This window comes from uncultured Marinobacter sp., assembly GCF_913055835.1.
In the GTDB taxonomy this organism is placed as follows: Bacteria; Pseudomonadota; Gammaproteobacteria; order Pseudomonadales; family Oleiphilaceae; genus Marinobacter.
Genome location: NZ_CAJXKQ010000020.1, coordinates 1 through 26,458 on the forward strand (window position 1 = coordinate 1; position 26,458 = coordinate 26,458).

Here is a 26,458-nt window from a genome sequence, read left to right on the forward strand (position 1 = left end):
GAGTCCGCACGCAATCGACGACGACAACGTCTCTCGGATTAAGGCTCATAGATCTTTCTCCGTTCGGAAATCTCGTTCAGGGTTAGCCAAAGAACTTTTTGCCAGTCTTGGCCATTTCACGCAGCTTCTCGGTCGGGTGATAAAGAGGACCAAGATCTGCAAACTTGTCTGCCAGCTCGACGAACTTGTCTACACCCATGTCGTCGATATAGCGCAGGGCACCACCACGGAACGGCGGGAAGCCGATACCGAAAATCAGGCCCATATCAGCATCTGCCGGATCTTCGACAATGCCGTCTTCCAAGCAGCGAACGGTTTCCAGGCACAGAGGAATCATCATACGGGCGATGATGTCTTCGTCACTGAACTCGTTCTTACCCTGAACAACCGGCTCGAGCAGCTTGTAGGTCTCTTCATCAACAACCTTCTTCTGCTTGCCCTTGCGGTCCAGTTCATACTTGTAGAAGCCCTTGTCGTTCTTCTGTCCGTAACGGTTGTTATCGAACATCACGTCAATGGCGGTTGTGCCTTCGTGCTTCATCCGGTCCGGGAAGCCGTCTGCCATCACTTCGCCAGCGTGCTTGCCGGTGTCCATGCCGACCACGTCCAGCAGGTAGGCGGGACCCATGGGCCAACCGAACTTTTCCATAACCTTGTCAACGTGCTGGAAGTCAGCACCGTCACGTACCAGGCCGATAAAGCCGCCGAAGTAAGGGAACAGAACACGGTTAACCAGGAAGCCCGGGCAATCGTTTACAACGATCGGGGTCTTGCCCATGGCCTTGGCGTAGGCCACGGTGGTTGCGATAGCGCGATCGCTGGTCTTCTCGCCACGGATAACCTCAACCAGCGGCATCATGTGCACCGGGTTGAAGAAGTGCATGCCGCAGAAGTTTTCCGGGCGCTTCAGGTTCTTGGCCAGCAGGTCGATGGAAATCGTCGAGGTGTTGGAGGTCAGGATGGTGTCCTCGCGAACCGCGTCTTCGGTTTCACGAAGAACCGCATCCTTCACTTTCGGGTTCTCGACAACCGCTTCAACGACCAGATCCACATTCTTGAAGTCGCCATAGTTAAGGGTCGGCGTGATGCTGTTGAGCACATCAGCCATCTGATCCGGCTTCATCTTGCCCTTTTCAACACGCTTGGTCAGAAGCTTTTTGGCTTCCTTCAGACCCAGGGCGATACCGTCCTGGTTGATGTCCTTCATGATGATCGGCGTGCCTTTCAGGGCAGACTGGAAAGCAACACCGCCACCCATGATACCGGCGCCAAGTACGGCGGCCAGGTTCACGTCATTGGCTTCCTTTTCCCAGGCCTTGGCCTTCTTCTTGAGCTCCTGATCATTCAGGAACAGGCCAACCAGACAAGCCGCAACGTTGGTCTTGGCCATCTTGGCGAAGCCTTTGGCTTCCACTTCGATTGCCTTGTCACGGGTCATACCGGCATGCTTCTGCATAACCTTGATGGCCTCGACAGGCGCCGGATAGTTCTTGCCAGCCTTACCGGCAACAAACGCCTTGGAGATCTCGAATGCCATCATGCTTTCCATGGCATTGAGCTTGATCTTGCCCTTCTTCTCTTCGCGACGGGCTTCGTGATCCAGCTTGCCTTCGTTGCACTGGTTGATAATGGCAACAGCAGCGTCGACCAGCTTGTCGGACTCGAGCACGGCGTCAACGGCACCGACTTTCAGAGCAACATCCGCACGGTTCTCGGTGCCACCACTGATCCACTCAACGGCATTGTCCACACCCACCAGACGGGAGAGACGCACAGTACCGCCGAACCCCGGGAAGATTCCCAGCTTCACTTCCGGAAGACCTACTTTGGCCTTCTTGTCCATCACCCGGTAATCGGTTGCCAGACACATCTCGAAACCGCCACCCAGCGCCATTCCATTGATTGCGGTAACGGTGGGGAACGGCAGATCTTCAACGGCGTTGAAGACTTCGTTGGCCTTGAGGTTGTTGGCTACCAGATCTTCCTCGGAGCCGGCGAACAGCTCGGTGAATTCGGTAATATCGGCACCAACAATGAAGCTGTCCTTGGAGCTGGTAACTACCAGACCCTTCAGGTTCTTCTGCGCTTTCAGTGCGTCAGTCGCGGCGCGGAGCTCTTCAATAGTGAGACGGTTGAACTTGTTTACTGACTCGCCCTGCAAGTCGAAGTTCAACTGAGCGATCCCGCCTTCGATCTCTTTAACCGTGATGGCTTTACCTTCGTAAATCATCAACTGATCTCCAGTCTGTGTTTGGAACTGCTTTCAGCCGGGCGGAACTTTTTGATTAACCAGCGCGGCTGTTTGTGCAGCGAGATTTCGGTCACTGCCCGATCATCCGATTCAAAATTCATACAGTCGTTTGAATCGTGAGGGCACACGATGAAAAAAAACGGCGCATTTGTCAATTTGTTTCTTTCGGGAGGGTTGCAAAAGTCCCCAAAATGCCGGGGGCAACCAAAGAAAATTGGAGCGGAATTGTTATGTTTCAGTGAACTGGAAGCCACTGCTCAGGGAAAACCGGAACTTCGTCACGCAAATTTCAAACTTGTTTACATTTACCGGCGGCACCGCCGCCAAAACTGCTTGATTGGCTGACGGAGTTACTTTACCTTCGATCTACGACTTTGGTCCACAATAATAAAACCGCTTTACGGAGACCCATCCGATGATAGACGCCAACCTGCGGATACGCTCCTTTGTAGCCGCCCTTGTTTTACTTGCAATGACGTCCACAGGTGCCCTCGCCCAGGACAGCGCCGACGGATTCCTCTCCGATCTCCACAATTTCCGGGTCAGCAACTACATGGCTCTCGATGCTTATTACCGTTTCAGCGGCACCGGGGATACCGACACCCTGAACGAGATTGTACAGGGCATCAACTCGGCCAATGACTCCATGAACTCCATTGCCGACAGCGATTCCGGCGTGCTGTCAGGCGAAGAGCTTGAAGGGCTCAATCAGGAGTTCGACAAGTTCAAGAACCTGATGCGCGACAACATCAACGATGTGCGCAATCAGGGGTATCCGGATCTGCGCCTGGTATCCGATATGGCCAACCAGGCACTGACCATGAACGAGAAAGCCACCGAACTGTACCGGTTGGCCCAGGAAAGTTCCCAGACCGATACCAATCCGAGGGTTGAAGCCGCCCGCTCGGCTGCCGTGAAGATGGCACAGATGATGGCCAAGTATTCTGTAAGGACTAACTCCTCGGTTGCCCAGACCTTCCAGGGTTCATCTACCGAAACCCCGCTGGACGAGCAGGCCCGGGAACTGGATCAACTGCTGGCATCCGTTAAACAGGGCGAGGAAACACCGGAACTGAAAGCGGCTATCGATGATATTTCATCCAAGTGGCAGTTCATTCGCGGCTCCTACATCAATTACAACGAAAACAACGTAGGTTTTGTGATTGATCGGTACTCCAAGGGCATTCTTAAGGGGCTGGCCACCACTATCGAGCTTCTCCAGGGCAACGCCTGATTACCAACTCTCGTTCTCTGGCGGGTGTAATTGCCTGCCAGAGAAGCAGTTTTCCGCTTCCGTTTTTGATACCCGTCAGTTTCCCGCTACACTTTCCCGACCGGATTTAAGGTACTATCCTCAGAACAATACCCCGTGTGCGAAGGAGCGATACGATGTCTGCCTATAAAAAGATGCTTGTTGCCATTGATCTCACCGAAGAAGCCCCGCAGGTGCTGGACAAGGCAAAAGCCGTGAGCGAGGCCCACGGTGCCGAGCTGATGTTGGTCCACGTAGTTGAGCCTGTCGGGTATGCCTATGGTGGCGATATCCCCATGGACCTCACAGAGCTGCAGGACCAGCTCGACAAAGCGGCCCGGGAACAGTTGGGGACTTATGGCGATCAGTACGGTGTGGCAAAGAACAATCAGGTGGTGACGGTCGGACGTCCGGAGTCAGAAATTCACAGGCTCGCCAAGGAACAGGAGGTGGATCTTGTGATTGTCGGCAGTCACGGGCGAAAGGGTTTTCAGCTGTTGCTGGGCTCAACCGCCAATGGGGTTCTGCATGGAACCGAATGCGATGTCCTGGCCGTTCGGATTCATTAAGGGTTACTAAGCAAAAGGCCCGGGGCTGGATCCGGGCCGGCACTCAGGGGAAGCGGCTTTCAGGCCCCCTCCCCGCCCATCTTCGCCTCCAGCTTGCGCAACTGACTTTCCAGTGAAAAGCTGACACTGGAGGCCATTGAAAAGAAGTTCAGTAACGCCTTCAGGTTGCTGTCGCCTTTGCACACCGAATGAATACGCTGCCACAGGGCCTGGTTGACCAGCTGCAGCCTCTGATTCCTCTCCACAAGCCCCTTCAGTTCCCAGTCCGGGTTCTGGTGATTGCGTTTGGCAAAGTATTGCTGCAAAAGGTAGTGGGAAACGCTGCGCATGATAAATTCATCGGTGTTTGCAAACGGCAGATGGTGGATTGCCATCGGCTTGAGCTCTGAAAGCACAGGGCACCCGCTGGTTGCCATTTTCAATCCAAGTAACGACCGGAGCGCCTCTTCAAGGGCCGTCTGTTTCAAATAGCTGCGGCGGTCATCGGTGACCTTTACTTCAACCTTCTGATAAGCGTCCTCATCGCGAAAGGCCTCCACAACGGGCAATATTTCCGTTGCCGCCGGGCAGTGGGGAGATTCCGAAGCTTTCAGCGGGCAGTTGCTACACTGGCAATGCTCCAGTCTGGTCCATGCCGGAAGCGCGCCCGAGGGCCGGGACGGCTTGTCCGTGACCTTGAATTCAACGGTACGACCGTCCTGAAATCTGAAATCATAATGTACGTTCATTGGTTAGCCTGTTCTTCCAGCTCCATCCACCGCTCAATGACCTGCTCCAGACGGTTTTCCTTTTCCGTCAGCGTTTCCAGAGTGGCCGAGACTTCATCGGGTGGGCCTGAATAAAAATCAGCCCGGGAAATTTTTTCCTGCAGGCCGGCGACTTCCTGCTCAAGGGCCTCAATCTGCCCCGGCAGCTGCTCAAGCTCAAGCTTGAGCTTATAGCTCAGCTTCACGGGTTTACCTTTCTCCGACTGCGCCCCCGCTTTTTCATTTACTCCCGTTTTCTGTGTTTCTACCTTGCCAGCATCACCGGACGACTTGCTGGTTTTATCCTGCTTGTCCGGCCGGTTGCCGGTTGCCTCCGATGGGAAACAACCGCCCTGCCGACGCCAGTCGGTGTAGCCGCCGACAAACTCACGCACTTTGCCCGATCCGTCGAGGAAAACCGTTTCGGTGATCACATTATCAAGAAACTCACGATCGTGACTGATCACGATCACGGTGCCGGCAAATTCCGACAATTGTTCTTCCAACAATTCCAGTGTTTCCACGTCCAGATCGTTGGTTGGCTCGTCGAGCACCAGGATATTGGCAGGCTTGCTGAACAGTTTGGCCAGGAGCAGCCTGGCACGCTCACCGCCGGAAAACACACTGACCGGTGATCTGGCCCGCTCCGGGGTAAAGAGGAACTCCTGCAAATAACCGAGTACATGTTTGCTCTGGCCATTGATGTCGATGAATTCCCGGCCCTCGGAGAGGTTATCCAGCGCATTGCGGGTCAGATCCAGCTCGCCACGCAACTGATCGAAATAAGCGACCTGCAGATTGGTCCCCAGACGAATGGAACCCTCGGTTGGTTCCAGATCCCCCAACAAAAGCCGGACAAGAGTGGTTTTGCCAGTACCATTCTCGCCTACGAGCCCAATCTTGTCCCCGCGCAGGATGGTAAGGTCCATATCTTTGATTACCGCGCTGCCATTCGGGTAAGCAAACCCTGCGTTCCGGGTTTCCACCACCAGTTTTCCGGAGCGCGCCGCGTCTTCCACCGTAAAGCTCGCGGTTCCACCCCGAACCCTGCGCTGCCGGTGCTCCTCACGCATCGCTTTCAAGGCACGAACACGGCCCATATTACGAGTCCTGCGGGCCTTGATACCCTGTCTGATCCAGGCCTCTTCCTGCTTGAGGCGCTTATCGAACAGGGCGTTCTGGCGCTCCTCCTCTTCCAGCGCTTTCTCTTTCAGCTCGAGGTAGCGATCATACGTGGCGGCAAAGCTCACCAGCTTACCCCGGTCCAATTCCACAATCCGGGTTGCCATACGCCGGATAAACGCGCGATCGTGGCTGACGAACAGCATGGCGCCGCGGAATTGGCCAAGGGCCTCTTCCAGCCAGGCAATAGCGGGTACATCCAGGTGGTTTGTCGGCTCGTCCAGCAGCAGTATGTCGGGGTCGGCAACCAGTGCCCTCGCCAGCAAAACCCGGCGCTGCCATCCGCCAGACAACGTATCCAATGTCCGATCCGGATCAACGCCATACTGGCCGAGGATGGTGGTGACCTTCTGATCCAGTCGCCAACCATCCAGAGCCTCCAGACGCTCCTGGACTTTCATCAGCCGGTCAAGACTCGCTTCATCCGCCTGCTGAGAGAGCTGATGAAATTCCGCGAGCAGCTTGCCGGTTTCCGGAAAGGCCCCGGCGACCACTTCATACGCAGTGCGGGTGTCTTCCGAAGGCAGATTTTGCGGAAGCACAGCCAGCACAGCCCCGTCGTCCAGACGAACCACACCACCATCGGGTATCACTTCCCCACTGACAATCTTGAGCAGGGTCGATTTCCCCTCACCATTACGGCCCAGCAAACACACGCGCTCACCGGCATCGATAACCAGTGAGGCCTGATCCAGCAGCGGGTGCATTCCATAAGCCAGGGAAACTGAGTCCAGCGTTAACAGTGGCACGTTTGGTTCTACTCCGATTTGTTGACGGTAACGGGATCACCCACCCGAATAATACCCGGTGATTCATGAATGGCGTTCTGGCCGAAGATCACACCCTCCTGGGTTCTGCGATAGCCGGAGAGCGTCCTCAGGGGTTGCAGGGCAGCATCCTTCTGGCCCGTGGTCGGGTCTACAGTGGTCATTACACAGCGCGAGCAGGGTTTGACGATGCTCAGTTGGTTGTCGCCAATGCTCAGGCTTTGCCAATGGTCTTCATCCCAGGCCTCTGCTCCCTCAACCACAATATTGGGGCGGAATCTGCGAATCTCCACGGGCGCCGTGAGCCTCGAATTCAGCTCTGCCAGAGAGGCAGTATTGGTTACCAGAAAGGGGAAACCGTCAGCGAATCCCACCCGTCGATACTCGTCGACCCGGCCCGCATCAACACGGCGAAAGGAGCTTTCCGGCATAAAGACCAAACGAACAGGCTTGCCGCAGAAACGGCTCAGGGCGTCGTCTGCCTCGGGCAAACCTGTCAGGGCCTTGACCCAGTCTCGCCAGACCAGAACCCTGACCTCCTCTTCTGTGGCACTCAGGGCAAACTCGCCCTCATCAGGAATACTGATGACTACCCGGTCACCATCCAGACGGGTTCCGACTCGGGCAAGCTCCGGGTGCTCCCGCTGAGTGACAAACCGGCGGTCGTCATCCACGATCATCCATCGGCGATCTGCCACAGGCCCGAAGTCATCGGTAACAAAGCTGGAAACTTCAATGCCGGACAGGGATTTGACCGGGTACACGAACAGCGAATGGACCTTCATGGCAGGCAGCCTCCCCAGGGAATCAGGATACGCAACAGGCTGCTGAGTATACCTGACCACACACCGTGGCGCCGAGTTTGCGGGTGCCGGAAATGAAAAAACCCGGTCCTTTTCAGGACCGGGTTTTTTGAATCTGGAGCGGGAAACGAGATTCGAACTCGCGACCCCAACCTTGGCAAGGTTGTGCTCTACCAACTGAGCTATTCCCGCAAAGCTGATCGGCTGTTACCGACAACGGAGGCGTATTCTACGGATCCCGACGAAGCCGTCAACCACTTTTTTGCAGGTTTTTTCCCGCCAGTGTCTTGTTGTCGCATTTCAGGAAACCGGAACTGTGCAGCCACTCCTGGTCCGGGTAGTACTTGAACACCAGCTGCCCACCCTTCAGGTTGTCTACCACACGCTTCACGATCTGGTTATCAACAGCCGGACATCCGTGGCTACGGCCGATGCGGCCGTATTTGCTGACCCAGTCCTCATTCACATAGTCGGCGCCATGAATCACGATGGCCCGCTGCCTGGCAAGATCATTGATGCCCGGCTCAAGGCCATCCAGCCTGAGCGAGTACCCGTGCTTGCCGTAATAGGATTCCCGGGCCTGAAATAGCCCGATACTGGACTGGTAACTGCCCTCGATATTGGAGAAGGCGGTCGATTTGAAATTCCCGGAATTCTTGCCGTGTGCGACCAGATCACGCAGCAACAACTCGCCGTTTTCGAGATCAAAGATCCACAACCTTTCCTGGCTCGACGGCAACGAGAAATCGATAACCGCAAGCCGCTCCGGCATCTGAACACCATTGGAAACAGCACAGCGCGAGGCATCAATGGCCGTCTTGAGAACCGCTGTATCGATCTTGGGCGCGGCTGCACTAAGACGATCAAGAAGCTGGTCATCCAGAGAGGCGCCGAACGACGAAAGAGGTAGCGCAGCACACACGGCCAAAAGCAGGCCTGCGGGCGAAAAACGCCGCGTTTTTTGCATTTCACGTCCCCGATAAAATGATTGAAGGCTGCGAATCACATCGCGAGCCTGTCAGAAGTCAGTGTTCCGCATTTTATCAGGGAATATTGCCAACCCTGTCAGAATGTACGTTTTTTATACAAAACTTTAAGGAAACAGTGATTATTTTACTGGCCGAACCGGCGCCCTCCCTCCAGGTATTCCTGCTCTTCCGGGGTGGAAGTTCTACCGAGGGCCTTGTTGCGATGGGGAAAGCGTCCGTACTGTTGAATGATGGCACGATGGTCCCGGGCAGACTGCAAAAAGCTGCCCATGAAGTCGGCCAGGATCCCCTCGGTAGACCGTGCCAATTGCTCATAACATTCCACGGACGTGTCCTGGTCCTCCTTGAGCTCTGAATGCTGCAACGGCATATAGAGAAAAGCACGGTGGACCGGAGCAAGCATCATATCCTGGCCTTTTTGCATCGCTTGGCGACAGAGCTGCCTGGCCTGGCGGTCCTGGTCAAATGCCATCGCGCCCCCGCGGAATATATTCCGTGAGAATTGATCCAGCAGGATAATCTCGGCGAGTATGCCACCTGCCTCGCGACGCCAGTGGTCCAGTCCCTGCTCCGACGCAAACAGCACCATCGACAGGAAGCGCCGCCGGATCTCCTGGTCAAACCTGCGATCGGAACGGAACCATTTGTTCCGATGGTCACTGTCTGGCAGCCCATATTCGTCCAATTCGCCAAACCAGAAATCCAGAATCTCTTTCCAATCGAACATTCAGCGTCACCCTGTTACTTTACTGTTTGCCGGTCGCTAAATAGCGGCCAGTATTCCCGACTTAAGACAGGCCCTATCAAAATGACTACTCAGGAGCGGTAATGAACAGCCCCCGCATTATTCTGTTGGCACATGGAAGCAGTGACAAGCGCTGGTGTGAAACCTTCGAACAGCTTGCGGCGCCAACTCTTGCGTCTGTCAGCAATGCCCGGGTTGCCTATATGGAACTCGCCGAACCATCCATGGACACTGTAATCAAGGAGGGTGTCGCGGACGGTGCCACAGAATTTACGATCATCCCGCTGTTCCTCGCAGCCGGACGTCACTTGCGCAAGGACGTTCCCGCGATGATAGAAGAACTCGAAAAGGCCCATGGCGTAGCCATTCAACTTGCACCACCAATTGGCGAGAACCCACTTCTGGGACAGGCGATCCGGGATGTTGTTATGCTTCAACTGGAACAGACGCCAGCCTGAACCGAGCGTTTCAAAGACCGATTCGGCCGGCAGTGCGCGACAGGAGCAACGATTATGTCGAAAAGGATTCTGATTACCGGTGGAACCGGATTTATCGGCCATGTTCTGTGCCGTGAATTGCTGGCACGAGAGTACGAACTCACTGTTTTCAGCCGGCAACCGGCAGAATCGGTCAAGTCCAGTTGCGGTCGTGTGGAAGCAGTCCGCGATCTGCAGCAGCTGCGCGCCCACCCGGGCTATGATGCTGTCATTAACCTCGCCGGCGAAGGCATCGCCGACAAACGTTGGTCCGAGGCCCGCAAGCAGGAACTGCGGGACAGCAGGATAGGTGTGACCGAAACGCTGGTGGAGGTGATACGTAGTTGGGAACGGGCGCCTGAGGTAATCGTCTCGGGATCGGCTGTTGGCTTTTACGGGGATCAGGGGGCTGCACTCGTCACCGAGGATACCAACCCCAACGATGAATTTACCCACCGCCTTTGTCGCGATTGGGAAAATGCCGCTAAACCTCTGGCCGATGAGGGAGTGAGGGTCTGTTTCTCCCGGACGGGCGTGGTGGCAGGCCCGGGCGGAGGTTTCCTTGAACGGATGATTCTACCGTTCAAGCTTGGGCTTGGCGGGCGGCTGGGAAGCGGTACCCAGTACATGCCCTGGGTCCACCGCGACGACGTTGTTGGCGCTCTTATCTGGATGATGGAGAACTCGAGCGCCTCAGGCCCGTTTAATGTGGTGAGCCCCAACCCGGCAACCAACGCTGAGTTCACCCGAAGTCTGGGCAAGGTTTTGCATCGCCCCACGCTTTTTCCGGCGCCAGCGCCGGTACTGAAGATTGCCCTGGGAGAAATGGCCCGCCTTCTGCTAACCGGGCAGAAAGCTGTTCCAGAGAAACTTGTGAGGGAAAAGTTTGAATTCCGGTATCCCGAACTGGAGCAGGCATTGGCTCAGTGCATTGCCCCCGGGGTCTGATCGGCACCCGTGATTTTTTTCACAAAAAGCGTTGACAGCGTTCGGATGCTTTCTTAATATACGCGCCACCTCGACGAGGCAAGGTGTTGAAAACGTTGCGTCCCCTTCGTCTAGTGGCCTAGGACTCCGCCCTTTCACGGCGGCAACAGGGGTTCGAACCCCCTAGGGGACGCCAATTTTTCTCCTTGATGCTTTGGAAAGTTAAATGTTTCCAAAGACGCCTCAGATCGGCTTCTGTCCGTGCTTCCCTTCTTTTGTATCCCGGTGTCCGTGCTCCTTCTGGTCTTTAATGACGAAGATGCCCACACCAACGAAAAAGCCAACCATCAGCAGTACAGTGGCAATACCTGCGATAACAACGGCGTCCATATACATAGCATTTCCCCTTCCGGTAATTAACTTGATTAAACTCAGGTTACGCCCGGCTCACCTGCAGGGTATTGATCCAGGTCAACGGATTCGCCAGCCCCGATGTACGCATAAATACTGAACCACAACACATTTCCTTCGATTTTTCCTGCATTTGCAAGACATTCGAAAGAAACTGCTGCTATAGTCGGAAACAAAGGAAGTGTCCGATCTCCTAACCGGTCTGGGTAGCTGAAGTTCAAGACATGCCAAAACTGTCGACGCGTCTTCAACGTTTTCGCACAGGCTCACCCCTGTCTTTCAGGCTGCTGGCCTGGATTCTTCTGTTCAGTTCCGCCTTTACACTGGTGGCCTCCGCGTTCCAGATCTACTCCGACTATCGAAAAGACCTCTCTCAGATCGACAACCGCATGCAGGTGGTCGAAGCCGGTTATGCATCCAGTCTTGCCCGCAGTCTGTGGGCCCTGGACCAGAAATTACTGCAAACGCAGATGGAAGGGATTCTCAGCCTGCCCGATGTGGTTCATTTGCGGTTGAGAATCGAACCGGACTCCGAACTGGTTATGGGAGAAATTCCGCGGGAATCCAAAACCACTTCCCACAGCTTCAGCCTCGTCCATCAAGGCGATGAAATGTTCAAGTTGGGTGAGCTGACTGTGACGGCAGACCTCGACAGGGTCTACGATGATCTCAAGCAGAGAGTGGGTTTCATTCTTCTGACGCAATTCCTGAAGACCTTCTTTGTGTCGATCCTGATCCTCTGGATATTCCAGCACTTCGTGGCACGCCATCTCACCACCATGGCCAACTACGCCCGGGACTTTTCCCTTAAGACCACCTCGAAGCCACTGACCCTGGACAGGCCCAACACGCCATCCAACCGCAACGACGAGCTAGGCCGGGTTACAGACGCCATCAACCAGATGCGCGAGCGACTGAATTCAGATATGGAACGCCAGCAAAAGGACGCGGCGGAGATCCGGAAGTTTTCCAAAGCCATCGAACAAAGCCCATCCTCTGTTCTGATCTGCGACCGTCAATGGCGCATCGAGTTTGCCAACCAGAAATTTACTCAGCTAACCGGCTACGACGGCGCGTCGATTATTGGCAAACATCCCGGCTCACTTGGAAGCAACGATATCGAAAACCGTGAAAGCCGCCATCTCTGGCAATCCATCCGCCTACAGGTACAGAGAGTCGGAGTCTGGCAGGGTGAAGTGAACAGCGTGCGCCGGAACGGTGAACGTTTCTGGGAGCAGCTGATCGTCACCCCGATCAAGGACGAATCCGGCGGCACTACCGGCTACCTCATCCTCGGTGAGGACATCAGCATCCGCAAACGCTATGAACAGCAGCTCCTGCGCCAGGCGAACTACGACATCCTGACCGGGCTACCGAACCGGATGCTGGCCCTGGACCGGCTGAAGCTGGCACTTGCCCAGGCACGGCGGGAAAGCACTCTCGTGGGCGTGATGTTCCTGGATCTGGACAACTTCAAACACATCAACGACACCCTGGGCCATGATGCGGGTGACAACCTGCTGATCGAGGCAGCCCGACGGATTTCCAGCTGCCTTCGTGGTACCAGCACCGTCGCGCGGTTGGGGGGTGATGAGTTCCTGGTAATCCTGCCGGGGCTGACCGGCCCGGAAGCCTCATCCCAGGTGGCAGAGCGTATCCTCAAGACATTCTCGCCGCCCTACATACTCAACGGGCAGGAAGTGTTCGTAACCACGAGCATCGGTATCGCTATTTTCCCGACGGACTCCGATAACAGCGGAACACTGCTGCAGCACGCCGACGCCGCCATGTACCAGGCCAAGCACAAGGGCAAAAGTTCCTTCGCCCATTTCGCGCCGGAAATGACGGAAGTCTCCCATGAACGCCTGAAGATGGAGTCCAGCATGCGCAGGGCTCTGGAGCTGAAGGAGTTCGAACTCTATTTCCAGCCTATCGTAAATACCGATTCCGGAACGCTCTGCTCGGTCGAGGCTCTGCTGCGTTGGAATAATCCGGCCATGGGCATGGTGATGCCCGATCGCTTCATTCCACTGGCTGAAGAAACCGGCCTGATAACACCCATCGGCGAATGGGTTCTCGAGGAAGCTTGTCGGGCAGCCGTGCAATGGCGGCAGGCCACCGGAAGAGACATCGGTATTTCGGTGAATGTATCCCCCCGCCAGTTCCGGGATCCCGGCTTTACCGAAGCCGTGATGCACGCCCTCTCCGCCAGTGGACTGGCACCGGAACAGCTGGAGCTTGAAATCACCGAACGGCTGATTCTGGACAACTCCATTGAAACCGCCGAAATTCTGCGCCAGCTCGACAAGGCCGGGATCCGCTTGTCAGTGGACGATTTTGGTACAGGCTATTCTGCCCTCAGCTACCTGAAGAGCTATCCGTTTGATACGCTGAAAATCGACAAGTCCTTTGTCCAGGATGTCATGAAGGAACCTGAAGATGCCTCGCTGGTACGGGCTATTATCAACATGGCCCATAGCCTGGGCCTCCGGGTGATCGCTGAAGGGGTTGAAGAAGAGGCTCAGACCCATTTCCTGAAAAAGGAAGGTTGCGACTTTTCCCAGGGGTACTTCTACAGCCGCCCTCTGCCGGCTTCTGATTTTGATGCCTGGCTGGCCAGCAATCATCGCGTATAGATCGATAACCGATGGAATCGCACTCCCATGGAAGACACCGTACTTGTCGTGAACTGCGGCAGCTCATCCCTGAAACTCGCCTTATTCGATGGCCAACACAGAAAACTGGCATCCGCTCTCGCCGAGCGCCTCGGCCAGAACGACGTGTTTGCCCGAGTTGAAGGCCAGGAAGAGACCATACCCCTGGATTCAGGTGCCAACCACGATCAGGCGCTGAATGCGCTGGTCGCTGAATTCAGGGATCAAGGACTGATGGCGTCCTCCCCCAACGCCATTGGCCACCGGGTTGTGCATGGCGGCGAGACTTTCCGTGAAGCTGTGCTGCTTGACGACGATGTCATTGATGCCATTGAGGACTGTGCGGCTCTTGCCCCTTTGCACAATCCGGTTAATCTTTCCGGTATTCGCGCAACCATGGCCCTGTTTCCCGGGGTACCCCAGACAGCCGTTTTCGACACTGCCTTTCATCAGACCCTGCCCAAAAGGGCATTCCTTTATGCACTGCCGGAGGCCTGGTACCGCGACTGGGGAATTCGCAGGTATGGCTTCCATGGTACCAGTCATGCCTTCATGGCCGCCGAAGCTGCCCGCTTGCTGGGGAAAACACCGGCAACCACCTCGATAATCTCAGCCCACCTGGGCAACGGATGCAGCATTACTGCCATCCGGGACGGCATCAGCGTGGATACCAGCATGGGCCTTACGCCACTGGAAGGGCTGGTGATGGGAACCCGCAGCGGGGATGTCGACCCCGGTCTTTTCGACTTCCTCCGCAGCAAAGGCCTGGCCGCCGATGAGGTGCACCGTGTCCTGAACCAGGAAAGCGGCCTCCTTGGTCTGTCGGGCCAGACCAATGACATGCGCTCGCTCTGTGAACTCGCGGATCATGGCCATGAGCCATCACAAACCGCCATTGATGTGTTCTGCTTCCGCCTGGCCCGTTACGTCGGGGCCATGATGGCATCGCTTAGTCACCTGGACGCGCTGGTTTTCACCGGTGGCATCGGGGAAAACAGTGCCCGGATCAGAGCCGAGACCATCAACCACCTCACACTCATGGGATTTGAACTCAGTCCGGACCTCAACAATCATCACGGAGAGTTCAGCGACGGACGAATTGACAGCCCCGACTCCAGGTTTCCCGTTTTGGTGATTCCCACCAACGAGGAACTGGTCATTGCACGAGAAGCATCACGGCTTGCGGGCTGCTCGTCTCCAGCCTGAACGACACGCAACATCAGGAATACCATCATGGCAAAGAGTCTCTTTTTTGCACCGACATCCATGGATTCCGGGCTCACTTCGGTCTGTCTCGGTCTGCTCCGCGCACTAGAACGCGTGGGTGTGAGCGTCGGCTTTTACAAGCCGTTCTGTCAGACGGTTCACCGCGCAGAATCCATGCATAACGCTGGTCAGGATTCCTCCGTGGCCTTCGTGCGGGCAAGTAGCCACCTCAACCCACCAGATCCGATTGCCCTCAAGGAAGCCCAGCAGCTGCTTAACAGGGGTAAATCGGATTACCTGCTGGAGACAGTGGTGGGCGAATACCAGAAAGTTGCCCGGGACGTCGACGTTGTGATCATTGAGGGCCTGGTACCAGACCGTAGCGAGGCCTATATTGCCAGGCTGAACGTTGAGGTCGCCCGCAATCTCGGTTCCGAGGTCATCCTGGTGAGCACGCCCAAGAACCTGGACGCCCGCCAAATGGATGAAGAACTGGACTTCTCATCGCGCCTGTTTGCCAATCCGAGCGACCCGGATGTTATTGGTGTCATACTCAACAAGGTCGGCGAACCCGAACAGGCCGGGCTTGAGCCCCGTTCCAACAGCAACCACCCTGCCCCCAGCACCATTGATTACCAGAACCAGTGCAAAGTATTCAGCGACGGCCGTTTTCGGCTGATTGCGGAGATTCCCTGGCAGCCGGAGCTGCTTGCACCGAGGGTCTCAGACATAGCCAGGGAACTCGGGCTACCCATTCTCAACGAGGGCCAGATGCACGCCAGGCGCGTGCAGAAGGTCTCGGTATGTGCCCGAAGCATCCGCAATATGACCGAGACCCTGAGGCCCGGAACCCTGCTGGTGACACCGGGTGATCGTGAAGACATCGTAGTGACCACGGCTGTTGCCGCCCTGAACGGCGTTCCCCTCGCTGGCCTGATGTTAACCGGGGGCCTGATGCCGGACCAGCGCGTAATCGATCTTTGTCACCGGGCTTTGGAAACCGGCCTGCCGGTTCTCGGCTCTGATTCCAACACCTATGAAACCGCCCACATGCTGGCCAATCTTTCTTCCGGCATTCCCATCGATGACCCCAATCGGATTGAAAAGGCAATGGAGGCCGTTGCCACCCGCATAGACACTGACTGGTTGCAGCAGCATCTAAAGGTGGCCCGTCAGGACAGGCTTTCTCCTCCCGCGTTCCGCTACCAGCTTTCCGAACGCGCCCGGGCAGCGAACAAACGCATCGTTTTACCGGAAGGAAGCGAACCAAGAACGGTGCAGGCGGCCATCATCTGCCATCAGCGCAAGCTGGCGCGGTGCGCCCTGATTGGTGACGCAGCGGAAATAAGGCGGGTCGCGGATTCCCAGGATCTGGAACTGCCCGAAGATATCGAGATTATTGATCCATCAGAGGTGCGCCAGCGCTACGTCGCCCCAATGGTGGAGCTGCGAAAGCATAAAGGCCTGACACCGGACATGGCCGAAGCCATGCTCGAAGACAACGTAGTTCTCGGCACTATGATGGTGGCCCTGGATGAAGCAGATGGCCTGGTGTCCGGGGCCATTCACACAACGGCCAATACCGTGCGCCCCGCCCTGCAGCTGATCAAGACCCACGACCATGCGAAGGTCGTCTCTTCTGTGTTCTTCATGCTACTGCCGCAACAAGTAGTGGTTTATGGGGACTGCGCCATCAATCCGGACCCGAACGCCGAGGAACTGGCAGACATCGCTATCCAGAGTGCGGAATCGGCTGAAGCCTTCGGGATCGAGCCACTGGTAGCGATGATCAGTTACAGCACTGGTGAGTCTGGCAGCGGCCAGGATGTCGACAAGGTCAGAGAAGCCACAAGGATTGCCCGGGAACGCAGGCCGGATCTGCTGATCGATGGCCCCCTGCAATATGATGCGGCCGCAATCGACAGCGTGGCCAGGAGCAAGGCGCCGGACAGCAAGGTAGCGGGCAAGGCCACGGTATTCGTGTTCCCGGATCTGAATACCGGCAACACCACCTACAAGGCCGTTCAGCGCAGTGCCAACGTGGTCAGCATCGGGCCAATGCTGCAGGGTCTGCGCAAGCCGGTCAACGATCTGTCCCGGGGCGCACTGGTGGAGGATATTGTGTTTACCGTTGCCTTGACCGCGGTTCAGGCAAAGCAGGTTGAAAGCGCCAAACCGGGCCAGGGATAGACCCTGGGCCCGATCTCCAAATCAGCGCTTGAGACTCTTCTGGCGCTGTTTCTTCGGACGACGGCCCTTCTTCTCGTCGTTGTCCTTCTTCACCTTCTGACGCGGAGTCAGGCGATCCACTTTGCCGGCAAACGGGTTTTCACCCGATTTGAACTCGAAGCGGATTGGTGAACCGGTGACTTTCAGGACCTTCCGGAAGGTATTTTCAAGATACCGCTTGTACGCCCCAGGCAATGAATCCACCTGGTTACCGTGAACCACGATGACCGGCGGATTGGACCCGCCCTGGTGGGCGTAACGCAGTTTGATTCGACGCCCGTGCACCATGGGGGGCTGATGCTGGGCAATGGCATCCTGGAGAATCGCAGTCAGGCGATTGGTCGGCCACTTTGCCATGGCAGATTCGTAACAGGCCTGCACCGACTCATACATCACGCCCACGCCAGATCCGTGGAGCGCCGAGATGTAGTGCTTGTCGGCGTAATCCAGGAAGTCCAGACGACGCTGCACCTGCTCTTTCACCCGAACACGGTCTTCCGGGTCCATGCCATCCCACTTGTTGACGGCGATCACCAGAGAGCGGCCGGCATCAAGGACAAACCCGATCAGGTGTAGATCCTGGTCCACGAGGCCTTCCCGGGCATCAATGACCAGAATGACCACATGGGCGTCATCAATGGCCTGCAGCGTTTTGATGATGGAGAACTTCTCCACCACTTCACTGACATTTTTCCGGCGGCGGACACCGGCGGTGTCAATCAACGTGTACTGACTGCCCTGGCGCTCATACGGGATATAAACGCTATCCCGGGTCGTACCCGGCATATCGTAAACCACCACGCGCTCTTCACCGAGCATCCGGTTGACCAGGGTGGACTTGCCTACGTTCGGTCGGCCAACCACGCCAATGCGGATGCCGGGGTAACGGTCCGCCCGGTCCTCTTCCTCCCGCTCCTCCTCGGAGGGCAGCAGGATTTCCAGCATTGAGCGGATACCCCGGTTGTGGGAGGCTGCAATCAGGAAGGTGGATTCAAAACCCAGGCTGTAGAAATCCGATGCCGCGATGTCCGGATCCTGGCCATCGGTCTTGTTCACAACCAGATGGGCCTGCTTGCCGGACCGGCGAAGACTGTCTGCAATAAGCTCATCGCCAGCGGTCAGGCCGGCACGACCGTCCACCAGGAACAAAACGATGTCTGCCTCTTCCACCGCCTGCATGGACTGGCGGGCCATTTCAAGATCAAGGCCCTGCTCGTCGCCGGTAAGACCACCGGTGTCGATGACGATGAAGCGCTGCCCCTCGTAGCTGCCCTCACCGTATTTGCGGTCACGGGTTAGCCCCGGAAAGTCCGCAACCAGGGCATCCCTGGAACGGGTCATCTGATTAAACAGTGTCGATTTGCCGACGTTAGGGCGTCCGACAAGGGCAATTACTGGGGTCATAATCGGGGATCAATCCTGCGGCTTAACCTGGAATACGGCCATCTTTCCGCTGTTGCCAAAAACCAGCAGGTTACCATTGGCGAGTCGCTGTGCCGGTACGCGGATACCCTCATCGTCGAACTCCAACTGGCCCACCAGTTTGCCATCCTCACGGTCGAGGACATGAAGGTAGCCTTCGAAATCGCCGACCACCAGATAGTCTTCATAGACCATTGGCTGGGTCAGCTGGCGCCAGGCAAGACGATCCTGGGTCCAGATTTCCCGGCGGTCCGAGCCTCTCAGGGCAACTATGTCGCCATTGGCCGAGGCCAGATAGATCTCGCCGCCACCAATCATCGGGGAATAGAGGCTGGACGCCTTCCGGCTCCAGATCTCCTGGCCGGTACGAATATCCACGAGGGCAAGTTTGCCCTGATAGCCAACCACCATGACGGCGGTCTCAATGACCAGCGGTTGCCCGGTCACGTCAACCAGCCTTTCCAGCTCGGTGCGGCCCTGGGGTTGGCCCACTTCGTATTGCCACATTGGTTGACCAGAGGCTGCTGCCAGGGCGATCAGTTTGCCGCTGGCAAAGGACGCTATGACCACGTCACCACCGACCAGTGGTGCAGCGGCGGCCCGCATTGAAAGGACCGGAACGGTACCGTCGTATTGCCATAGCTTTTCGCCATCGGCAGCGTTGAAGCCAAGAACCTTGCCATCAGTCGTCTGGGTAACAACGAGCGAGCCATTGGACTGGGGCGCCGACAGCACTTCTGTTGGCAGTGCCTGGCGCCAGACCTCCGAGCCATCCTCACGGGAAAGGGCCACCAGGTCGGCGTTCTCGGTGGTCAGGTAAAGATACTGCCCATCACCGCCGAGACCAGAGAAAATACGTCCTTCAAATTCTGATTCCCAGACAACCTTGCCGGAATCCGATGCTACTGCGTAGATCTCGCCGTCCGCCGAAGCAGCGTAAATAAGGTCACCGGTATTCAATGGCGCCAGGTAGAGGAAGTCACCATCATGGCCGTCGCCCACGGACATGCTCCAGACCCTCTTGAATTCAGCCGTCGCCTCAATCTCGGGTACCGGAACAGGTTGTTCGAAAGTGTCCGTGGCGCTACAGCCGGCAAGTGTGACCAGGAGCGCCAGCCCCATCAGCAGTCCGCGTATTGAGAAGCTGTCGCGGAGAACCGGCATCAGGCATCCTCCCCGACACCGAGGTCTGCCAGTTTCAGCTCAAGAATACCGCTACGACCCTGCTGGCTCTGTTCGCGGGCAGCAAGATAGGCCTCACGTGCGCCTTCCCTGTCACCCTGGGCCAAAAGGATGTCGCCACGCAGCTCGGAATACATGGCATCAAACGCATCTGCATTGCCGGCGCCGTCGATGGTAGCCAGAGCCTCTTCATATTGGCCTGCAGAAAACTGGGCACGAGCCAGACGATTGCGCACCACAAGCGCCAGTGCCTCGTGCTCGCCGGTCTTGTCCAGCGCCCATTTGAGGGAGTCAACGGCAGCTTCGGCGTTGCCTTCCTGCATCAATTGCTGACGGGCAAGGATAAGGTTTCCGTAAACTGCATAGGCACTGTCTGTGTAATCTTCCCTCAGGGTCTGGGCCACGAAAGCGACGGTCTCGCCGCTGGTTTCATCGGCCTGGTCACTGAAGGCATTCAGCAGGTTGGCGAACTGGTTTGCTGCCTCGGTGCGCTGCTGGGCCTGATGGTTCTGCCAGGCCTGCCAGCCAAACACGATGGCCAGAGCCGCACCAATGCCGATCAGCAGAGAACTGCCGTTCTTTTTCCACCAGTCCTTGATCGCCTGGATCTGTTCTTCTTCGGTGCGCAACTCTGCCATGAGGACTCCTGTTGTCGAATTTTTGCTTTTGTATCAGTAAATTTGGTCAAATTCAGTTGGCCAGCGCCGCTGCCAGAGTGGCGGCCAGCTCGTCCTGGGCAATCTCGGTCTGCGGCTCATCAGCGCGCAAGGGTTTCAGACCCGCGGTTCCATTGGCGACTTCGTTCTCACCCAGAATCACCGCATACCTGGCACCGCTTCGGTCAGCCTTCTTCATCTGACTTTTGAAGCTGCCGCCACCACAGTGAGAAACAACGACCCGCTCAGGCAAGGCCGCGCGCAGTCTTTCAGCCAGTACCAGGGCCGGGGCCAACGCCATGTCACCCATCGCCGTCACATAGACATCGGCATTGCTGTTCACGTGTTCAGGAACCAGCTCAAGTGTCTCAAGCAGCAGGATGAGGCGCTCAAGACCCATCGCAAAACCCACCGCAAATGTCGGTTTGCCACCCAGCTGTTCCACCAGGCCATCGTATCGGCCACCGGCGCACACAGTGCCCTGGGCACCGAGACTGTCAGTTATCCATTCAAAGACCGTCTTCCCGTAATAATCCAGGCCCCTGACCAGCGCAGGATTCACGGAATACGACACGCCCGCAGCATCCAGCAGCGCCTTCAGGCGCTCAAAGTGCTCCCGGGATTCGTCATCGAGATAGTCATCAAGGCTGGGCGCGTTTTCCAGTATCTTGCGGGTGGAAGGATCCTTGCTGTCCAGGATCCTCAAGGGGTTAGACTCCAGACGACGCTGACTGTCGTCATCGAGGTCTGACTTGAACTGGCTCAGGTAATCCACCAGGGCTGACCGGTAAACCCGGCGGGACTCGGAGGTTCCGATGGAGTTGATTTCCAACCGGGTGTGCTCGCCAAGCCCCAGCTCTTTCCAGAGTCGTGCGGTCAGTATCAGCAATTCGGCATCAATATCAGGGCCAGCCATACCGAAACATTCCACGCCAATCTGGTGGAACTGACGATAGCGCCCCTTCTGCGGGCGTTCATGCCGGAACATGGGGCCCGTGTACCAGAGCCGACGGGTCTGATTGAACAGCAGACCGTGTTCCTCGGCTGCCCGAACACAGCCAGCCGTGCCCTCCGGGCGCAGGGTCAGGCTGTCACCATTGCGATCTTCAAAGGTGTACATTTCCTTTTCGACGATGTCGGTAACTTCACCAATCGATCGCTTGAACAGGTCGGTCTGTTCCACAATCGGCATGCGGATTTCCTGGTAGCCATACTGGGCCAGTACCCGGCGCACCGTGGACTCTACAAACTGCCAAACCGGCGTCTGCTCCGGCAGGATATCGTTCATCCCGCGAATTGCCTGAATCTTTGCCAATGTTAACCCTTAACTCTGTCTGGATGGTTGTGCCCGGAAATCGAAACGATCAGTTGTCTGAACGGGCTATGATCGATTCTTCCTGTTCCTTGCGACGTGCCACTTCCTCGCGAATCAGGCGCTCCAGATCGTCAGTCAGTGTGGCGTTGTCCAGCTTCTGGTTTGGCTTGCCCGCCATGTAGAAAAGGTTCTTCGGGCTGCCACCGGTAAGTCCGAGATCAGCAACTTTGGCCTCACCCGGGCCATTGACGATGCATCCTATAATCGCCACGTCGAGGGAATCATTCACATCCTCCAGCCGTGCCTCCAGATCGTTCATGGTCTGGATCACGTCGAAGTTCTGACGGGAACAGCTCGGACAGGCAATGAAGTTAATGCCCCGACTGCGCAGGCGAAGGCTCTTGAGAATATCAAAGCCTACCTTGATTTCCTGCACCGGATCCGCAGCGAGTGATACACGGATGGTGTCACCGATGCCATCCATCAGTAGCATGCCAAGACCAATGGAAGACTTGACCGTACCCGAGCGCAGGCCACCGGCTTCGGTAATGCCCAGATGCAGCGGCTGCTCAATCTGCTGGGCGATCTTGCGGTAGGCGTCCACAGTCATGAACACCTCTGACGCCTTCAGGCTGACCTTGAAATCCTGGAAGTCATGGCGATCGAGGATATCAATGTGGCGCATGGCGGATTCCACCAGCGCGTCTGCCGTGGGCTCACCGTACTTGCGCTGAAGTGATTTCTCCAGGGAGCCGGCGTTAACACCAATACGAATCGGTATGTTGCCGTCCCGGGCTGCACTGATAACCGCACTGACGCGATCATCGCGGCCGATATTACCCGGGTTGATCCGAAGGCAGTCGACACCCAGCTCTGCCACCCGAAGGGCGATCTTGTAATCAAAGTGGATGTCGGCGACAAGCGGCAGGGATACCTGCTTCCGAATCTGTCCGAACGCCTCTGCGGCGTCCATGGAAGGCACAGAAACCCGCACGATGTCCGCACCCGCTTCCTGCAATGCCGTGATCTGGCCAACCGTGGCCTCCACATCGCAGGTGTTGGTGTTGGTCATGCTCTGCACCGCAATCGGCGCATCGCCACCCACAGGAACATTGCCCACCATGATCTGGCGGGATTTGCGTCTGGTAATCGGGGAATCCTGTTTCATGTCTTACTGACCGATATAGAAAATTTGATCAAATTTCAGATTGTCAGGGTAAATTCTGACCGGTTGTTGACAACCCGATAGCCGCCGATATCCACAGGCTCACCCTGGAAACGGATGGATTCAACCGCATCTACCGCGCCAATGACAACCCGCAGCGGAGCTCGTCCGGAAACATCGATCTGGTCTCCATCACGCTGAAGTGAATTCACCAACCGGTTACCGGCAGCATCACTGACCTGAACCCAACAATCGTCGCTGAAGCGAATCTCCAGCCGCCCGGTGTCCGCCACTTCAGCCAGTCCGTTTGGATTTTCAAGCACCGGCTCGGGCGTCTGGACAACCGCCGGAATCTGGTCGGCTGCCGGCTCGGTGGGCTCCGGGCGGGTTTCTTCAACCGCTGCCGTGTCTGTCGGAGCCTGAGCTTCGCCAACATCCGGTTCAACCGGTTCTGTCGGCTGCTCCTGCTGCTCTGTAGCCTCGGACTCAGATTCCACTACCGCAGGCTCAGGCTCTGCAACGGTTGCTACGGTCTCAACCTCCGAACGCTCGGGCTCCGCCAACGCCGCCAATTCCTCAGTGGCGCCCTGGTCTTCAGACACCGCCTCGGGCTCTGTTACCGCCTCCGAGGGTGCGGAATCCTGTTCAGGAGCCAGGAAGGTAAGCGCCAGATAACCGGCAATGCCCAGAACGACAAGAAAGAACAGAGCTTTCGCGAGCTGCCGCTTCCTACGCCTGCGACGCTCGATATCCACCAGAGGATTCGCTGCCTGCTCCTGTTCGCGCTGTTGCCGGATGGGCTCAAGCTCCTGATCCAGATCGGCAATTACCGCATCCGCATCCAGCTCAACCTGTTTTGCATAAGCCCTGACATACCCTTTCAGAAAGAGTTCACTATCAATCTGGCTGTAATCTCCAGACTCAATCGCCTGAATCACCGAGGGGCGCAAATGTTGCGCTGCGGCGACATCTCCAGTACTCAAACCGGCTTTTTCACGTGCTTTCTGAAGCTGCTGCCCTACGGGCTCTTTCATCGCTGGCTGTGGATTTTCTTCAGTTGCCATTAGAAATCAGCACCTTATATTGTTGGTATTCGACTGACTCCGGAAATTTGTTTCTGAGCTGAAGTGCAAGGCTCGCTTCCTGATCTTCATCACTGTAATAGCGGGCAATGCGGATGCCGGTAAGAAGACTCTCCGGTGAGTGAACCAGGCGCTGATTCCTCTGCATCATTGAAATCAGGCGCGAATAATAACGGGCTGCATCGTCGTAATTGCCAGATTCAACGGACACCCTGGAAAGCGCCAGCAAGGATCGGGCATCGCCCCGTGTCAGTTCCACCGCCCGGCGATAGGATGTTGCTGCAGCCTCCAGCTCGCCAAGCCGTTCCTGAGTCATGCCCAGGTTAAAGAACACCGAACCACGATCCTCATAACCTGTATCCCGGGAGGCCGCACGAAACTGGTCGCGGGCATCTTCCATCCGATTTTGCCCGAACAGGAAGGCCCCATAATAGACTCGCGCCCTCGTATAGCCCGGGTCCTCGGAAATGGCCTGCTTGAAATTACGCTCGGCCAGCTCGGGCTCACCCTCTGCGTTATAGACAAGGCCCATGGCAGCCCTGGCACCGGGGTCGTCTGAATCCAGCTTCAACGCCCTGTCGAGGTGATGACGCGCACGTTCAAGGTTACCCTGCCCGATATAGGCAGTGGCCAGTTTTACATAGTTATCCAGCGCTTCCTGCTTATCTGCTTCCCGTGAAAACCGACTGTCGGTGGTGGTAACGCAACCTGTAACCAGCAGAGTCAGCAGCATAGCGGCTAACGTAAAAAAGCGTCGGTTTGCTGGTGCTGTTATCACGGGTATCCCCTTCCTCGATTGGGCTGCAAGACGTTCCTGGTTCAGGGATTCACCTGCTGAACCTGAATATACCTCTGGCTCCGACGGGTTCTGTCTTCAACCCGACCTACCAGCTGACCACAAGCAGCATCAATGTCGTCACCCCGGGTAGTTCTGATGGTCGTTATGTAGCCGGCCTCGTTCAGAACCGCCTGGAACCGACGGGTCGCATTCATACTTGGCCTCCGGAAGTCACTCTCCGGAAACGGGTTGAAGGGAATCAGGTTGATCTTGCACGGCAGATCCCGCAGGAGCACTGCAAGCTCGCGGGCATGTTCCGGCTGATCGTTCATCCCCTCAATCACGGTGTACTCGATTGTTGCCTTGCGCTTATCCGGCAACCGGGCGAAGTAGCGCTTGGTCGCGGCCAGCAACTCGGCAATCGGGTACTTTTTATTCAACGGAACCAGTTTGTTACGAAGTTCATCATTCGGGGCATGCAGGGAAATGGCCAGTGAAACATCGGTAACTTCCGACAGGCGGTCCAGAGCAGGCACAACACCCGACGTGCTGAGGGTAACCCGACGCTTGGAGATGCCGTAGGCCAGATCCTCCATCATGAGGTTCATGGCATCCACGACATTATCGAAATTGAGCAGGGGCTCGCCCATGCCCATCATGACCACATTGGTAATAGGCCGATCCGGGCCCGGCTCAAAGGGCATGAATGCCTTGCGCGCAACCCACACCTGGCCGATGACTTCCGCCGCGGTAAGATTGCGGTTGAATCCGCGCTTGCCGGTAGAACAAAAGGTGCAGTCCAGGCTGCAACCGATCTGCGAGGAAACGCAGAGCGTTCCGCGCTCCCCGTCCGGAATCAGCACAGTCTCAACGCTGTTGCCGTTATCCATGCGCATCACCCATTTACGGGTGCCGTCTTTGGACGTTTCGTCGTAAACCACCTCAGGACCACGAATCTCGGCAACCTGCTTCAGCTTTTCCCGCAGCGCCTTGCTCATATTGGTCATTTGATCGAAGTCATCAGCGCCACGCTGATGGATCCACTGCAAAACCTGGGTGGCACGAAAACGCTTCTCCCCCAGGGATTCAAAGAAAGCTTCGAGCTTTGCTTTCGGCATCCCCAGCAGATTGGTTTTTTCAGCGGCCGCTGTCATTTCATAACCTCGATCAGATAACCAATTCGGAGGCGATCGAACGATCGCCCCCGATCAACGCCATCAGCCCCGCGGGCAGATCTCGTTGTCATTGAAGAAATATGCGATTTCGCGCTCGGCAGAAGCCGCGGAATCAGAGCCGTGGACGGCGTTCGCGTCGATGGAAGATGCGAAATCGGCACGGATAGTGCCGGCATCGGCTTCCTTCGGGTTGGTCGCGCCCATCAGATCACGGTTCTTCAGGATGGCGCCCTCGCCTTCCAGAACCTGCACAACCACCGGACCGGAAGTCATGAAAGCAACCAGATCGTTGAAGAACGGACGCTCTTTGTGCTCAGCGTAGAAGCCTTCTGCCTGCTCCTGGGTAAGGTGCATCATTTTGGCAGCAACGATGTTCAGGCCAGCTTTCTCGAAGCGGCTGTAGATTTCACCGATCACGTTCTTTGCTACCGCGTCGGGCTTGATAATCGAGAGCGTGCGCTCAGTTGCCATGGTCT

Annotated in this window: 22 protein-coding genes, 2 tRNA genes and 1 pseudogene; 8 read left to right on the plus strand and 17 right to left on the minus strand. The window is 56.6% G+C overall.

Annotated features, from left to right (window positions below; all coding sequences use genetic code 11):
* Positions 1-82 precede the first annotated feature (82 nt).
* A complete protein-coding gene (gene fadB / locus QZ534_RS11790) occupies positions 83-2,230 on the minus strand; it encodes a fatty acid oxidation complex subunit alpha FadB (RefSeq protein WP_296934677.1) in 2,148 nt (715 codons plus the stop codon).
* 436 nt (positions 2,231-2,666) lie between these two features.
* On the opposite strand from fadB, the gene QZ534_RS11795 reads away from it, so the two are divergent.
* Both QZ534_RS11795 and QZ534_RS11800 read left to right on the plus strand, forming a co-directional pair.
* Positions 2,667-3,485, plus strand: a complete 819-nt coding sequence (locus QZ534_RS11795; protein ID WP_296934678.1) for a hypothetical protein — start codon at positions 2,667-2,669, stop codon at positions 3,483-3,485.
* 155 nt (positions 3,486-3,640) lie between these two features.
* A complete protein-coding gene (locus tag QZ534_RS11800) occupies positions 3,641-4,072 on the plus strand; it encodes a universal stress protein (RefSeq protein WP_069185002.1) in 432 nt (143 codons plus the stop codon).
* 59 nt (positions 4,073-4,131) lie between these two features.
* On the opposite strand, the gene QZ534_RS11805 is transcribed toward QZ534_RS11800, so the two are convergent.
* From QZ534_RS11805 to QZ534_RS11830, 6 genes are all read right to left on the minus strand, one after another.
* Positions 4,132-4,800 carry a hypothetical protein gene (locus QZ534_RS11805; protein WP_296934679.1) on the minus strand — a complete coding sequence of 223 codons (669 nt, stop codon included), beginning with the start codon at positions 4,798-4,800 and terminating at the stop codon, positions 4,132-4,134.
* A complete protein-coding gene (locus tag QZ534_RS11810; protein ID WP_296934680.1) occupies positions 4,797-6,749 on the minus strand; it encodes an ATP-binding cassette domain-containing protein in 1,953 nt (650 codons plus the stop codon). The genes QZ534_RS11805 and QZ534_RS11810 overlap by 4 nt, the downstream gene beginning before the upstream one ends.
* An 8-nt stretch (positions 6,750-6,757) precedes the next feature.
* Positions 6,758-7,552 (minus strand): MOSC N-terminal beta barrel domain-containing protein, encoded by a 795-nt coding sequence (locus tag QZ534_RS11815; protein WP_296934681.1) that lies wholly within the window; start codon positions 7,550-7,552, stop codon positions 6,758-6,760.
* Between the two features lie 134 nt (positions 7,553-7,686).
* Positions 7,687-7,762 (minus strand) — tRNA-Gly (locus QZ534_RS11820).
* Positions 7,763-7,820: 58 nt separating this feature from the next.
* Positions 7,821-8,537 (minus strand): murein L,D-transpeptidase catalytic domain family protein, encoded by a 717-nt coding sequence (locus QZ534_RS11825; RefSeq protein WP_296934682.1) that lies wholly within the window; start codon positions 8,535-8,537, stop codon positions 7,821-7,823.
* Between the two features lie 146 nt (positions 8,538-8,683).
* A complete protein-coding gene (locus QZ534_RS11830) occupies positions 8,684-9,286 on the minus strand; it encodes a DUF924 family protein (RefSeq protein WP_296934683.1) in 603 nt (200 codons plus the stop codon).
* Between the two features lie 101 nt (positions 9,287-9,387).
* Here QZ534_RS11830 and QZ534_RS11835 point away from each other — a divergent pair, with 101 nt between their 5' ends.
* The 3 genes from QZ534_RS11835 (at position 9,388) to QZ534_RS11845 (ending at position 10,903) form a co-directional block, all read left to right on the plus strand.
* Positions 9,388-9,762, plus strand: a complete 375-nt coding sequence (locus QZ534_RS11835) for a CbiX/SirB N-terminal domain-containing protein (RefSeq protein ID WP_296934684.1) — start codon at positions 9,388-9,390, stop codon at positions 9,760-9,762.
* 54 nt (positions 9,763-9,816) lie between these two features.
* Positions 9,817-10,728 (plus strand): TIGR01777 family oxidoreductase, encoded by a 912-nt coding sequence (locus tag QZ534_RS11840; RefSeq protein ID WP_296934685.1) that lies wholly within the window; start codon positions 9,817-9,819, stop codon positions 10,726-10,728.
* Between the two features lie 99 nt (positions 10,729-10,827).
* Positions 10,828-10,903, plus strand: a tRNA-Glu gene (locus QZ534_RS11845).
* A 107-nt stretch (positions 10,904-11,010) separates the two neighbouring features.
* Here the strand turns inward: QZ534_RS11845 and ccoM are convergent.
* Positions 11,011-11,103, minus strand: a pseudogene (gene ccoM / locus QZ534_RS18890) (cytochrome c oxidase subunit CcoM); the annotation flags it as partial.
* A gap of 239 nt (positions 11,104-11,342) precedes the next feature.
* On the opposite strand from ccoM, the gene QZ534_RS11855 reads away from it, so the two are divergent.
* The 3 genes from QZ534_RS11855 to pta are packed head-to-tail and all read left to right on the plus strand — an operon-like array spanning position 11,343 to position 17,168.
* Positions 11,343-13,754: an EAL domain-containing protein gene (locus QZ534_RS11855; RefSeq protein WP_296934687.1), complete on the plus strand. Its 2,412-nt coding sequence runs from the start codon at positions 11,343-11,345 to the stop codon at positions 13,752-13,754.
* A 27-nt stretch (positions 13,755-13,781) separates the two neighbouring features.
* The gene (locus QZ534_RS11860; protein ID WP_296934688.1) at positions 13,782-14,978 is read left to right on the plus strand and encodes an acetate kinase; all 1,197 of its coding nucleotides are present in this window, start codon (positions 13,782-13,784) and stop codon (positions 14,976-14,978) included.
* A 27-nt stretch (positions 14,979-15,005) separates the two neighbouring features.
* Positions 15,006-17,168 (plus strand): phosphate acetyltransferase, encoded by a 2,163-nt coding sequence (pta, locus tag QZ534_RS11865; RefSeq protein ID WP_296934689.1) that lies wholly within the window; start codon positions 15,006-15,008, stop codon positions 17,166-17,168.
* A 21-nt stretch (positions 17,169-17,189) separates the two neighbouring features.
* Here the strand turns inward: pta and der are convergent, their stop codons facing one another.
* From der to ndk, 9 genes are all read right to left on the minus strand, one after another.
* On the minus strand, positions 17,190-18,611 hold the full coding sequence (der, locus tag QZ534_RS11870; RefSeq protein ID WP_296934690.1) for a ribosome biogenesis GTPase Der: 1,422 nt from the start codon (positions 18,609-18,611) through the stop codon (positions 17,190-17,192).
* Between the two features lie 9 nt (positions 18,612-18,620).
* The gene (bamB, locus tag QZ534_RS11875; RefSeq protein ID WP_296934691.1) at positions 18,621-19,793 is read right to left on the minus strand and encodes an outer membrane protein assembly factor BamB; all 1,173 of its coding nucleotides are present in this window, start codon (positions 19,791-19,793) and stop codon (positions 18,621-18,623) included.
* On the minus strand, positions 19,793-20,449 hold the full coding sequence (locus tag QZ534_RS11880; RefSeq protein WP_296934692.1) for a tetratricopeptide repeat protein: 657 nt from the start codon (positions 20,447-20,449) through the stop codon (positions 19,793-19,795). Before QZ534_RS11880 ends, bamB begins: the two co-directional genes overlap by 1 nt.
* 52 nt (positions 20,450-20,501) lie before the next feature.
* A complete protein-coding gene (hisS, locus tag QZ534_RS11885) occupies positions 20,502-21,782 on the minus strand; it encodes a histidine--tRNA ligase (RefSeq protein WP_296934693.1) in 1,281 nt (426 codons plus the stop codon).
* Positions 21,783-21,831: 49 nt separating this feature from the next.
* A complete protein-coding gene (gene ispG, locus QZ534_RS11890) occupies positions 21,832-22,950 on the minus strand; it encodes a flavodoxin-dependent (E)-4-hydroxy-3-methylbut-2-enyl-diphosphate synthase (protein ID WP_296934694.1) in 1,119 nt (372 codons plus the stop codon).
* A 35-nt stretch (positions 22,951-22,985) separates the two neighbouring features.
* Complete coding sequence (locus tag QZ534_RS11895) at positions 22,986-24,011, minus strand: RodZ domain-containing protein (protein ID WP_296934695.1); 1,026 nt, start codon at positions 24,009-24,011, stop codon at positions 22,986-22,988.
* Positions 24,001-24,762, minus strand: coding sequence for a type IV pilus biogenesis/stability protein PilW (gene pilW / locus QZ534_RS11900; protein ID WP_296934696.1), 762 nt, complete (start codon positions 24,760-24,762; stop codon positions 24,001-24,003). The genes QZ534_RS11895 and pilW overlap by 11 nt, the downstream gene beginning before the upstream one ends.
* Positions 24,763-24,848: 86 nt before the next feature.
* Complete coding sequence (gene rlmN, locus QZ534_RS11905) at positions 24,849-25,961, minus strand: 23S rRNA (adenine(2503)-C(2))-methyltransferase RlmN (protein ID WP_296934697.1); 1,113 nt, start codon at positions 25,959-25,961, stop codon at positions 24,849-24,851.
* Between the two features lie 63 nt (positions 25,962-26,024).
* Positions 26,025-26,453 (minus strand): nucleoside-diphosphate kinase, encoded by a 429-nt coding sequence (gene ndk, locus QZ534_RS11910; RefSeq protein ID WP_069184985.1) that lies wholly within the window; start codon positions 26,451-26,453, stop codon positions 26,025-26,027.
* Positions 26,454-26,458 lie beyond the last annotated feature (5 nt).